Genomic DNA, 12,422 nt, shown 5'->3' on the forward strand with positions numbered 1-12,422 from the left:
CCACCGGCCGCGCGACGACCACCTGACTGTCGACCGCCCGCGCCACTCGGAGGTGATGTCCCGTGGAGATAACGGAGGTCGAGAGCGTCCCTATCTCCATCCCGCTGTCAGAGCCTGTGTCGTTCGCCACCCGGACGGTCGAACACCGCGACCACGCGGTCACGTTCGTTCGCACGGAAGACGGCTACGAGGGGGTCGGCTACACGCTCGGCTACGACGGCGCGGGCCTCATCGCCGACGCCGTCGAGGAGTTGCTCGCACCGATGTTGGTCGGGCAGAACCCCCACCACACGACCGATCTGTGGCAGCGGATGTTCGAGGGAACCTATCAGATCGGTCGCAAGGGCCTGCTCTTGCGGGCCATCGCGACCATCGATATCGCGCTGTGGGACATCCGCGCGAAGGCCGCCGGCCTGCCGCTCCACGAGTTCATCGGCGCGGCCCGCGAGTCGGTGCCGGCGTACGCCAGCGGCGGCTACTACCGCGGTGAGGGCGTCGACGGTCTCCGCGAGGAGATGGAGACGTACCTCGACCGCGGCCACGTCGCGGTGAAGATGAAGGTCGGCCGCCGGTCGCTGGAGACGGAGGAGAAACGGGTCGCCGCCGCTCGCGAGGTGCTCGGCCCTGAACGGACGCTGATGCTCGACGCCAACGGCGCGTGGACCGACACTGGCGAGGCGTTGCGTGCCTGTCGCCGCTTCGCGCCGTACGACCCGTACTTCATCGAGGAACCGGTGAAAGCCGACAGCGTCGAACTGATGGCTCGCGTGCGTGAGGGGCTGGACTACCCGCTCGCGGCGGGCGAGTTGGAGTTCTCGCGGTACGGCTTCGCGGAGTTGCTCCGGGCGGGCGCGGTCGACGTGGTCCAACCCGACGCGACCGTTTGCGGCGGCATCACCGAGTGGCTACGCGTCGCCCACACCGCCGCCTCGCACGACATCCCCGTCGTCCCGCACTACAACCCCCACCTCCACGCGCACCTCGTCGCCAGCGTCGAGAACGGCGGGATGGTGGAGTACTTCTACCGCGACCGGGACATCAAGGTGTTCGACGACCTGATAGTGAATCCGCCGACGCCCGAAGACGGCAAACTCACTCCACGCGGACCGGGCCACGGCGTCCGTATCGATCGCTCGGCGCTCGCTGAGTTCCGCACGGACGGGGGTGACTGATGCGCGACTACTCGCTGCCAGACACCCACCGTGCGCCCGAACGCGACGTGACCATCACCGGCGTCGACACCGCAGTGATCCGGGGCAACTTCGACTGGAACCTCGTACGCGTCCACACCGACGCGGGCGTCTCGGGACTCGGTGAGGCGTACCGCGGCGGCGCCATCGCGGACATCGTCGCGTACGTCGAGGAGACGCTCGTCGGCGAGAACCCCCTCGACGTGGAGCGGTTGTTCCGCCTCATCGTGCAGGAGACGTCGGGCCACGGCGGAACGACGGGGAAGGTCGTCACCGCCGCCTCCGGCATCGAAATCGCGCTGTGGGACCTCGCGGGCAAACTGCTCGGCTTGCCCACCTACCAACTGCTCGGCGGGAAGTACCGCGACGAGGTGCGCCTGTACGTCGACCTGCACGCCGGAGAGTCGTACGCCGTCGCCCACGGCGCGACCGACTACGCCGACGACGCGGCGTATCAGGCGGACGCCTACGCCGAGCGAGCAACCGAGGCGCTGGAGTTGGGTTACGACGCGATGAAGTTCGACCTCGACGCGCCCGCCGACAACGACCCGGAACCGACGAACGGCCGCCTCTCCCCCACGCACATCGAGGCGAAACGCGAGGTCGTCGCCGGCGTGATGGACGCCGTCGACGGCCGCGCGGAGGTGGCGTTCGACTGCCACTGGGACTACGAGTTGGGGTCGGGCAAGCGTCTCGCGCGAGCGCTGGAGCCGTATCCGATCATGTGGCTCGAAGACGTGTTGCCGCCCGAGAGTATGGACGCCCAACGCGAACTCGCGCGGTCGACGTCGACGCCGCTGGCGACCGGTGAGAATCGCTTCCGCGTCCACGAGTTCACCCAACTGCTCGCGGACTGCTCCGTCGACGTGGTGACGCCCGACCCGGCGACGGTCGGCGGCCTCGCGGAGGCGAAAGCCATCGCTAACCGCGCGGAGGAACGCTACCTCACGTTCGCCCCGCACAACGTCTGCTCGCCCGTCGGGACGGCCGCGATGGTCCACCTGTGTGCGGCGGTGCCCAACGCGAGTTACCTGGAGTACCACGCACTCGACGTCGACTGGTGGGAGGACCTCCTCGACCGCGACGACCCCTTCATCGAGGACGGTCGCATCGCCGTCTCCGAGGCGCCGGGGCACGGCGTCGAACTGGACGAATCGGTCGCCCGCGACCACGCCGTCTCACACACGGACGGCTTCTTCACGGAGGGCGACTCGTGAGCCACGCACCCGACTCGGCGACCGCCCGAATCGCGGTCGTCGGGACTGGTCGCATCGGTCGCTACCTCATCGACCGCGCGGCCGCGGCCGAGGATATCGACCTCGTCGGCGTCCTCGTCCGCGAGAAGAAGTCGTTCGTCGACGACGACGTCCAACTGACCGACCCCGCGGACCTCGTCGCTCTCGACCCGGACTTGGTCGTCGAGGCGGGGACGCCGGGCGTCCTCGTCGACTACGCCGAGGCGATGCTCGCAGCGGGCGACGTGATGGCGCTGTCGGGGTCGGCGTTCGCTGACCGCGAGGACGAAGCCCACATCGTCGCCGCCTCAGAAGCCAGCGGGAACGCCGTCTACCTGCCGCACGCGGCGCTGTTCGGCGTCGACGGCCTCGTCGATGCACGCGGCGAACTGGAGTCGGTCCACATCGAGGCCAGAAAAGACCCCGCGCACCTCGACTTCGAGTACGCCGACGATGCCCCGGAGTTCGACCCGGACGCCGGCGAGGAAGTGCTGTACGAGGGGCCGACGCGGGGGCTGTGTCGGCGCTTCCCGCGCAACTTCAACTCCCACGCGACGGTCGCGCTGTCGGGACTGGGTCTCGACGACACTACCTCGACGCTCATCGCGGACCCGAGCGCCGAGACGGCATACCACGAGATAACGGCGACCGGCGACGGATTCGAGTTGGTCGCCGTCCGCGACAGCGCCATCGAGGGCGTCACCGGCGACTACACGCTCGTGTCGACGTGGGGATCGATCCGACGGGTGTTGGCGACCGGCGGTGGACTGCGGTTCATCTAACGGCGTTCGAGTCGCCCGCTTCCCTTACTCCCCTTCTGCCCACCACACCCACGCGACCCAGTAGCCGACCGCAAGCGGCGGCAACAGCCACCAGACGGGCGCGTTGAGGGAGAACGCGGGAACCAGTCCGCGGTCGACCGCGAGCATCACCGCCGGCATCGCGACCGAGAACAGGGCGACGGCGACGAGGCGACGGTCGAGTGGCACACCGATGTCGACGCCGGGCAGTGGTATGGGCGTTGCGGCAGGTGTCGCGGCCGTCAGAGCCGTCGGAGCGACCGGCCACACCGTCGACCGGGGTCCGTCTCCAGTCGCAATTCCTGCCAGTTTATCATCCGGGGTTCGCAACACTCGCCCAATGGTTGTCGGAGACATCTCGACGGGAACGGACGTGGCGGTCATCGGCGCGGGCCCCGGTGGCTACGTCGCCGCCATCCGCGCGGCACAACAGGGACTCGACACGACGCTCATCGAGAAAGACGCCTACGGGGGCGCCTGCCTGAATCACGGCTGTATCCCCTCGAAGGCGTTCATCCACGGCGCGGACGTCGCCCACGAGGCGGCCAACGCGGAGGAACTGGGCATCTACGCCGACCCCGCCGTCGATATGGAGCGGATGCAGCGGTGGAAAAGCGGCGTCGTCGACCGCCTCACGGGCGGCGTCGAGAAACTCTGTAAGGCCAACGGCGTCAACCTCGTCGAGGGGACGGCGACGTTCGACGACGAGAACAAGATCCGCGTCGCCCACGGCGGCGACGGACAGGGTAGCGAGTCCATCGAGTTCGACCACGCCATCGTCGCAACCGGGTCGCGACCGATCCAGATCCCCGGCTTCGAGTTCGACGGCGACCACGTCCTCTCCTCGCGGGACCTCCTCGGAATGGAGTCTATCCCCGAGAGCCTCGTCGTCGTCGGCGCGGGCTACATCGGGATGGAACTGTCCACGATGTTGGCGAAACTCGGGACCGACGTGACCGTGGTCGAGATGCTCGACGACGTCCTCCCCGGCTACGAAGAGGACATCCAGCGTATCGTCCGCAAACGCGCCGAGGAACTGGGCGTCGAGTTCCACTTCGGCGAGGGTGCGAGTGAGTGGGAGGAGACCGCCGACGGCCGCGTCGCGGTCGCCACCGAGACGGAGGACGGCGACGGCTCCGAGTACGTCGCCGACAAGGTGATGGTCGCCGTCGGCCGCACGCCCGTCACCGACACGCTCGAACTGGAGAACGCGGGCGTCGAGACCACCGAGAACGGCTTCGTCGAGACGGACCACCAGGCGCGCACGAACGTCGACTCTATCTTCGCCGTCGGCGACGTCGCCGGCGAACCGATGCTCGCACACAAGGCGAGCAAAGAGGGCATCGTGGCCGCCGAGGTCGCCGCGGGCGAACCCGCCGCCCTCGACTATCAGGCCGTCCCGGCCGCCGTGTTCACCGAACCGGAGATCGGCACAGTCGGCCTCACCGAGACCGAGGCGGAGGAACAGGGCTTCACCCCGCTCGTCGGACAGATGCCGTTCAACGCCTCCGGGCGGGCGCTCACCACCGGCCACACTGAGGGCTTCGTCCGCATCGTCGCCGACGAGGAGACCGGCTTCGTGCTTGGCGGGCAGATCGTCGGCCCCGAGGCCTCGGAACTGATCGCGGAACTCGCGCTGGCCGTCGAGATGGGCGCGACGCTGGAAGACGTCGCTGCGACCATCCACACCCACCCGACGCTCGCGGAGGCGACGATGGAGGCCGCCGAGAACGCGATGGGGCAGGCGATCCACACGCTGAATCGGTAAGCCGGGCGGTCGGCATCGCCGCCGCGATTCCGACGTCTCCGACGAACTCACGTCACGTTTTTCACACGACCGCGCGACGGCCGAGGTATGGGACTGTTCGACCGCGACACCGATATGAGCGACGGCGACGACGACGGCCCGCAGTTCGAACCGGTACCGGGCACGGAGGGGGACGGTACCGGCGACGGCGCTGACGACGTCGACCGCGACGACGTCCTCTCGAAACTGGTCGGCGCGAACCTTCGCGACGACGACTTCAGCGGGACGCTCAAGCGCGCCGTCGACGTGGAGGCGGGCGTCGTGTTGTACGCGTACGCCAACGGCAACGCCGGTGGTCTCGCGGCGGTTCCGATCGACGATACGCGACTCCTCGACGAGTAACCCCCTCGCACCGTCGACGCTCCTCGCGCCCGTTCCGGAGTCCGTGCGCATTTGTGTCGCGGGCGTGTTTCGATTCGTAATGAGCGACGACGCCGACGACCACGGCGACTTTTCGACGATCCGTGAGTCCGTCGACGGCAACCCGATGAGCGGGTTGCTCCGGTACTGCCTGCCGTACTGGCCACGGCTGTCGGTCGGACTCGCGGCCGCCATCACGACTCGCCTCGCACGCCTGCTTCCTTCGCTGCTCGTCGCGGCGGCCATCGACCGCGTCATCCTCGGGAGCGGCGAGGCGGGCCTGCTCTCGCAGGCGGGCCTGCTCCCCGCCGCGACCATCGCCGGCGAGGCGGCGCGACTCGCGTTCCTCCAGCGGCTCGTCGTCATCGCGGCGTTGGCGTACCTCATTCGGTCGGTGACGCGATTCGCCTCGCGGTACCTGTTCCAATCGACGGCCCAGAAGGTGCAACGCGACCTCCGCAACGACACCTACGACCATATGCAACACCTCTCGCTGGGCTTCTTCGCCGACCACCAGACCGGCGCGATGATGTCCGTGCTGAACCAGGACGTCAACCGCTTGGAGCAGTTCCTCAACACCGAAATTCGGCAGGGAATTCGCGTCATCGCGACCGTCGGCGGCATCGCGGCGATTATGGCGTACTACTCGCCGAAACTCGCGCTCGTCGCCCTCGCGCCCGTCCCGATCATCGGCCTCGCGTCGGGTCGCTTCCTCACCTGGATCGAACCGAAGTACCGCGGTATCCGCGAGACGGTCTCTCGACTCAACTCTCGGCTGGAGAACAACATCGGCGGCGCACGGGTCATCAAGGCGTTCAACCGCCACGACTTCGAGTTCGACCGCGTCGCCGCCCAGTCCGAACGCTACCACGACGAGAAGGTGGAGGCGATCAAGGCCCGACGGGCGTTCTTCTCGGGCCTGCGTCTGCTCACTGGCGTCGTCTTCGTCGCTATCCTCTGGATCGCCGGCAGCGACATCATCCGCTACGGCCTCGGAAACACCGACCCCGCGACGCTCACCGCCGGGTCGGTCGCGCTCTTCTTCCTCCTGCTTCGCCGCCTCTACTCGCCGATGCGCCGCGTCGGCAAGACCGCAAACAAGTACCAACTCGCCAAATCCAGCGCCGAACGCGTGTTCGGCCTCCTCGGCTACGATCCCGCGGTTACCTCGCCCGCGAACCCGTACGTCCCCGAGTCGGTCGACGGTCGGGTGACGTTCGACGAGGTCCGCTTCGGCTACACCGACGAGGAGACGGTCATCGACGGCGTCGACCTCGACGTCGACCCGGGCGAGACGGTCGGCCTCGCGGGGACGACTGGTGCGGGCAAGTCCACCCTGCTGAAACTCATCCCGCGCTTCTACGATGTGGACGAGGGTGCCGTCGAAGTGGACGGCGTCGACGTGCGCGAGTACGACCTCCGCGCCCTCCGCGAGCACATCGGCATCGTCGAGCAGAACCCGTACATGTTCTCGGGGACGGCCGCCGAGAACATCGGCTACGGCGACCTCTCGGCGCTCGATGACGGCGATGCCGAAGACGACGCGGGCGGTGACGCTACCACCGACGACGGCCCCAGCGACCGCATCGTCCGGGCGGCGAAGGCGGCGGAGGCCCACCAGTTCATCACCGACCTGCCGAACGGCTACGACACCCAGATCGGCGAACGCGGCGTGAAACTGTCGGGCGGCCAGCGCCAGCGTATCGCTATCGCCCGCGCCCTCCTCAACGATCCGGAGATAATCGTCCTTGACGAGGCGACCTCCGACGTGGACACCGAGACGGAAGAACTCATCCAGCAGAGCCTCCGCCGTCTCACTGCCGACCGCACGGCGTTCGTCATCGCCCACCGCCTGTCGACCATCCAAGACGCCGACCGGGTGGTGGTGATGGGCGAGGGACAGATCCGCGAGCAGGGGAGCCACGCAGACCTCGTCGCTCAGGACGGCGACTACGCCGACCTGTGGGCGAAGCAGGCGGGAGGCGAGGAGGAGGAGTCGCTGGCGGCCGCCGACGACTGACACCGTCGAGCGTCGCGTCGCACTGGCGTCGCACTCGCGCCCGCGCACGCGCCCGAGGGTATTTCCGCCTCGCGGCCCTGTGATTCCCTATGAGTACGCGACCACCGGGTCCACGCGGCGAACCGCTGTTCGGCAACGGCCGGCGGTACTCCCGTGACCCCTTCTCGTTCATGACCGACGTGGCCGACGCCTACGGCGACGTGATTCGGTTGGACCTGGGCCCCCGCGAGACGTACATGCTGACGAACCCCCGCGACATCGAACGGGTGCTCGTCTCGGAGTGGTCGGCGTTCGGCAAGCCCAACCTTGACGATGCCATCGACGACCTGCTCGGCGACGGCCTCCTGATGAGCGAGGGCGACCGCTGGCAACAGCAGCGCGACCTGGCGAACCCTGCGTTCCACGCCCGGCGGATCACGGGCCTCGACGACGCCATCGTCGGCCACACGACCGAGGCGATGGCAGAGTGGAGCGACGGCGATCAGATCGACGTGCAACTGGAACTCGCACGTCTCACCGTCCGCATCATCGTCACCGCGATGTTCGGCACGGATATCGACCAGGAGACGGTGAAGACGGTGCAAGAGCACCTCGAACCGCTCGGCCAGCGGTTCGAACCCAATCCGATGCGGGCGATCATTCCCAACTGGGCCCCGACGCGAGAGAACCGCGAGTTCCACGACGCCGTCGCGACGCTGGAGGACGTCATCGACGACCTCGTCGCACGCCGAAAGGGGACCGAGGAGACCGCACCCGACCCCGCAGGCGACGCCGTCGACTCGCCGATGCCGATGGACCTGCTCTCCATCCTCCTGCGGGCGAAGAATGCGGGCCAACAGACCGACCAGGACCTCCGCGACGAACTGATGACGATGCTGCTGGCGGGCCACGACACGACGGCGCTCGCGCTCACGTACACGTTCTACCTGCTCTCCCAGCACCCCGAGGCGAAAGCGCGGTTCCAGCAGGAAGTGGACGCCCTCGACGGCGATCCGACCGCCGCCGACGTGCGCGAGTTGACCTACACCGACCACGTGCTCTCGGAGGCGATGCGACTGTACCCACCTGTCTACACGCTGTTCCGCGAGTCGAAAGTCGACACTCGAATCGCGGGCTACCGCGTTCCCGAAGGGTCGCTGCTTATGCTCCCGCAGTGGGTCGTCCACCGCTCGGACCGCTGGTACGACGCCCCCGAGACGTTCGACCCGGACCGCTGGAACCCCGAACGTGCCCGCGAGCGCCCCCGGTTCGCATACTTCCCGTTCGGCGCGGGGCCGCGACACTGCATCGGCAAGCAGTTCTCGCTGTTGGAGGCGAAACTCATCCTCGCGACCGTCGGCCGCGCGTTCGACTTCGAGTACGAGGGGCCCGACCTGGATCTGCGCGGGTCACTGACGATGCACCCGAACCACCCGGTGCCGCTCCGCCTCTCCGAGCGATAACGCGGTCGAGTCAGATCTGTCGTGGACCGCTCGCCGCTCGCTCTCAGCCGCGAAGCGGAACGCGTGCGGCGATCTCTTTGTACTCGCGGGTCCACACGCCGAGTTCGTCGACCGTCCAGCGCACCTCCTCGACGCCGCGGTCGCGCAGTCGTTCGACGGCGGCTAGTGCGTCGCCGTGGCCCTCGTAGCCGCGAGCGAGTGTGACGTGTGGCACGTACTCGGCCCCCTCCAAGCCGTCGACGCGCCCGAACTCGCGGACGAGCGAGTCGTGGACCGCCCGAAGCGGGTCGCGCCCGCGGACGCCGCCCGCGTCGGCCGTCTCCCCCGCGTTGCCGTCGGCGTCGACCGCCTCGACCGCGAGATAGACGACCGGCCCCTCACCGAGCGGCGGATTCTCGAAGGCGTCGACGCCGGTCACCCGGAGGTCGAACGGCGCGACCCCGCGGAGGGCGGGGCGGAGTCGCTCGCGGATGCGGTGGAGGTCGTTCAGGTCGCGGCCGTCGAGGCGCTTCACGACGAGCGTGTGGCGGTCGCGGACCGACGCGAAGTCGGCGAGGTCCGGTTCCAGCGACGCCGCCAGTCGTTCGACGGCCCACGGGACGGGCACGTTGACGCTGTACACGAGTTCAGATACGGTCGGTCAGCCACAAGACGATCAGGATCACGACGAGTACGCCGATGAGTCCGTCGAGTGCACCGAGGATGCCCAGCGCGAACCCGACGACCTCGAACACGATCTCGAGGACGATCCAGATCACGACCAACACGAGCACCAGTTTGAGCAGGTCTTCGACCTCCATTCGTACCAACGGCCTCGGCCGCCGCCGACGAAAACCGTTTTGGGCGACCCGCGGGTGGAGGTGGGTATGCGACACCCCGCCGCCGCGGCCACGCTCGCGCTGGTGCTGGCGCTCGCTGGCGCCGCTCCAGCGCTCGCTGGCGCGGTCGCCGCCCCGTCGCCGGCGGACGCGCCGGTGACGGCGGCGACGACGTCGAACGCGGTGACGGACGCTCCTCGCGACATCGGTGACGCCTTCGCACAGACCGGCGACATCGAGGCTGACCGGGTGGTCCTCCGAGCGACGCTCCAACCCGACGGCGACGCGCAGTGGCGCATCGCCTATCGGATCGAGTTGACCGACCAGAACACGACCGACGCGTTCGAGAGCCTGCAGTCGGACATCCGCGCAAACTCCTCGGCGTACGTCTCGCGGTTCGAGTCGCGGATGACCACCACCGTCGGCGCCGCCGAGAACGCGACCGGCCGCGAGATGCAAGCGAGCAACTTCTCGGTGACCGCCCAGCGCAACCCCTTCCCGACGAGCAACGACTACGGCGTCGTCGCCTACACGTTCACGTGGGAGGGATTCGCCGCCACACAGGGGAACCGCCTCGTCGCTGGCGACGCCCTCGCGGGCCTGTTCCTCGACTCCGGCACCGTCCTCACGGTCGCGTGGCCCGACGACTACGAGGTACGCTCGGTCACGCCCGAGGCAGACGAGCCCTCCGAGACCGCCGTGACGTGGCGCGGCGAACGCAACTTCGGCCCCGACCAGCCTCGCGTGACGGTCGCACCCGCGTCCGCGCTCCCGTTCCGCCCCGCATACATCGCCGCCGCGGCCGTCCTCTTGCTCGGCATCGGTGCGGCGACCGTCCTCCGGCGGCGCGGCGACCTCCCGATCGGTGACGACGACGCGACGACGCTCGCTGAGGAACCACCCGGAGGCGCCGCTGGCACCGCGGCCGACGGAGCGACCGCCGACAACGCGGACGGCGACAGCGCCGCCGACGTGGATGGTGGTGCGGCCGCCGGCGACGCGAGCGAGGACGGGACCGCTGACGCTGACGACGGCGCGGTCGCCGCCGGTACCGGGAGTGACGGGGAAGATACCGACGAGGCCGACGCCGCTGGCGGCGCCGAGGAAGACGACACGACCCCGCCGGAGGAACTGCTCAGCCCGCACGAACGTGTCGTCCGTCTCGTCGAGGACAACGGTGGGCGGATGAAGCAGGCGGACGTGACGGAAGCGCTCGACTGGAGCGCCGCCCGCACCAGCCAGGTCGTCGGCGACCTCCGTGACGACGGCACCATCGAGAGTTTCCGACTGGGTCGCGAGAACGTCTTGCGCCTCCCCGAAGCCGACGACGACCCCCATCCGGGCGACCCGCACGCCGAGGACACTGAGAGTGGTGACGCCGCTGACGACGACGCCGACGCAGGCGGGCGCTAACTCACCTCCGAGCGCATCGTCGAACGAATCGACAGCAGGCGCGGAGTTAACCTCGCTTAACCGGACTGAATCCGACGAGAGCGAGTGGACGCTATTAGTGGGTAGCGGGCGATGGCCGTGATATGAGTCGGACGACCGTGTTGTTGGCCGCGGTGATGCTGGTCGTCGCGGGGGTTCCCGCGACCGCCGCGTTCGCCCAGGAGTCACCGGGAGACCAGCCGGGGGCGACGCTCGCCGGCGTGGTGGGGGTACAGGGGGCCGAGGTCGAGGGAGAAGTCGCGAGTCGGGCGCTCGACCGCCAACTCGCGACGGCCGAGTCGAACGAGTCGAGGGCGGCGGTCGTCGCGAACGAGACGGCGGCGCTGCGCGAGCAGTTGGCCGACCTCCGCGAGCGCCGCGAGACGCTCCGCGAGCGATTCCAAGCGGGCAACGTCAGTCGAGGTGAGTACCGAGCAAAACTCGCACGGATCGCAGCGCAGACGCGGACGCTCGAACGCCGCCTCAACACCACCGCCACAGCGGCCGAGGGCATCCCCGAGGAGACGCTTCGCGACCGGGGGGTGAACGTCTCGGCCATCCGCGACCTACGGGCGAACGCCTCGAATATGACCGACGGTGAGGCCGCCGAGGCCGCCCGTCAGATCGCCGGCAACGATGCCGGGAAGGGATTAGCCGGCGAGCGCGGGCCGCCGGAGGACCGCGGGCCACCCGAGGAGCGCGGACCGCCCGACGACCGCGACAACGGAACCGAAACAGCGACCGAAGACGACGACCGCGGACCGCCAGAAGACCGGCGCAACGAGACCGGCGCTGAGGCCGGGTCCGGGAACGGTGATGGTGGGCCACCCGAGGACCGGGGAAACGCGAGCGACGCCGGTGACGACCGCGGAAACGGCACTGACGGCGCGAACGGGTCGGGTCCGCCCGAGGACGCGGGCGGTGAGGACACCGCAACCGAGAGCGACGGCGACGACGCGGGCAGTGAGAACGGTTCTGACGACCGCGGCGCCGCCAACGAGACTGCCTCGGACGGCAACAACGGTTCGAACGGCGACACCGGGAACGGGTCTGGAGGTAGTGGTACCGGTGCCGACGAGAGGTCTGACGACGACGACTCCGACGACGAGTCAGACACCGACGCGCTCGAAACGCGCCGGGTCGCGGCGTCGCTCGACCGCTGACACGACAGGATGGGTCGACGGCTCGTCGCCGCCGACGGGTGCGGGGCTTTTCGGCGAAACGGCTCCGTTGGTACTCTTGGATGGAGACAGTAGTACCGTGCTAAATAGCGCGGATGAGTCCAGCACGGCGCTTCCAATTGGTTCACGTTACGTTGA

The 12,422-nt window shown here is 68.8% G+C and carries 12 protein-coding genes; 9 read left to right on the plus strand and 3 right to left on the minus strand.

All coding sequences use genetic code 11. The features are described from left to right. The first annotated feature begins 62 nt into the window (after nt 1-62). Genes P0D77_RS03575 through P0D77_RS03585 form a run of 3 tightly spaced genes read left to right on the plus strand, consistent with a single transcriptional unit; the run spans nt 63 to nt 3,207 of the window. Nucleotides 63-1,172 carry a mandelate racemase/muconate lactonizing enzyme family protein gene (locus P0D77_RS03575; RefSeq protein ID WP_277554811.1) on the plus strand — a complete coding sequence of 370 codons (1,110 nt, stop codon included), beginning with the start codon at nt 63-65 and terminating at the stop codon, nt 1,170-1,172. Next, nucleotides 1,172-2,407, plus strand: a complete 1,236-nt coding sequence (locus tag P0D77_RS03580) for a mandelate racemase/muconate lactonizing enzyme family protein (RefSeq protein WP_277554812.1) — start codon at nt 1,172-1,174, stop codon at nt 2,405-2,407. Before P0D77_RS03575 ends, P0D77_RS03580 begins: the two co-directional genes overlap by 1 nt. Next, entirely contained in the window at nt 2,404-3,207 is an 804-nt protein-coding gene (locus P0D77_RS03585) for an aspartate dehydrogenase domain-containing protein (protein ID WP_277554813.1), read from the plus strand. Before P0D77_RS03580 ends, P0D77_RS03585 begins: the two co-directional genes overlap by 4 nt. A 24-nt stretch (nt 3,208-3,231) precedes the next feature. Here the strand turns inward: P0D77_RS03585 and P0D77_RS03590 are convergent, their stop codons facing one another. Further along, nucleotides 3,232-3,414, minus strand: a complete 183-nt coding sequence (locus P0D77_RS03590; RefSeq protein ID WP_277554814.1) for a hypothetical protein — start codon at nt 3,412-3,414, stop codon at nt 3,232-3,234. 151 nt (nt 3,415-3,565) lie between these two features. Between P0D77_RS03590 and lpdA the strand changes: the two genes are divergently transcribed. From lpdA to P0D77_RS03610, 4 genes are all read left to right on the plus strand, one after another. Beyond that, on the plus strand, nt 3,566-4,993 hold the full coding sequence (gene lpdA / locus P0D77_RS03595; protein ID WP_277554815.1) for a dihydrolipoyl dehydrogenase: 1,428 nt from the start codon (nt 3,566-3,568) through the stop codon (nt 4,991-4,993). 87 nt (nt 4,994-5,080) lie between these two features. Continuing rightward, nucleotides 5,081-5,374 carry a hypothetical protein gene (locus tag P0D77_RS03600; protein ID WP_277554816.1) on the plus strand — a complete coding sequence of 98 codons (294 nt, stop codon included), beginning with the start codon at nt 5,081-5,083 and terminating at the stop codon, nt 5,372-5,374. 79 nt (nt 5,375-5,453) lie between these two features. Next, the gene (locus P0D77_RS03605; RefSeq protein ID WP_277554817.1) at nt 5,454-7,412 is read left to right on the plus strand and encodes an ABC transporter ATP-binding protein; all 1,959 of its coding nucleotides are present in this window, start codon (nt 5,454-5,456) and stop codon (nt 7,410-7,412) included. Between the two features lie 89 nt (nt 7,413-7,501). Beyond that, nucleotides 7,502-8,854, plus strand: coding sequence for a cytochrome P450 (locus tag P0D77_RS03610; RefSeq protein WP_277554818.1), 1,353 nt, complete (start codon nt 7,502-7,504; stop codon nt 8,852-8,854). 43 nt (nt 8,855-8,897) lie between these two features. On the opposite strand, the gene P0D77_RS03615 is transcribed toward P0D77_RS03610, so the two are convergent. After that, nucleotides 8,898-9,476: a 2'-5' RNA ligase family protein gene (locus tag P0D77_RS03615; protein WP_277554819.1), complete on the minus strand. Its 579-nt coding sequence runs from the start codon at nt 9,474-9,476 to the stop codon at nt 8,898-8,900. A 4-nt stretch (nt 9,477-9,480) separates the two neighbouring features. Continuing rightward, nucleotides 9,481-9,654 (minus strand): DUF7554 family protein, encoded by a 174-nt coding sequence (locus P0D77_RS03620; protein WP_277554820.1) that lies wholly within the window; start codon nt 9,652-9,654, stop codon nt 9,481-9,483. Nucleotides 9,655-9,720: 66 nt separating this feature from the next. Here P0D77_RS03620 and P0D77_RS03625 point away from each other — a divergent pair, with 66 nt between their 5' ends. Beyond that, complete coding sequence (locus P0D77_RS03625; RefSeq protein WP_277554821.1) at nt 9,721-11,085, plus strand: helix-turn-helix transcriptional regulator; 1,365 nt, start codon at nt 9,721-9,723, stop codon at nt 11,083-11,085. A gap of 122 nt (nt 11,086-11,207) precedes the next feature. Then, nucleotides 11,208-12,266 carry a hypothetical protein gene (locus tag P0D77_RS03630; RefSeq protein WP_277554822.1) on the plus strand — a complete coding sequence of 353 codons (1,059 nt, stop codon included), beginning with the start codon at nt 11,208-11,210 and terminating at the stop codon, nt 12,264-12,266. The last annotated feature ends 156 nt before the right edge of the window (nt 12,267-12,422 follow it).

It is taken from the genome of Halobaculum limi (assembly GCF_029490015.1).
GTDB lineage: Archaea > Halobacteriota > Halobacteria > Halobacteriales > Haloferacaceae > Halobaculum > Halobaculum limi.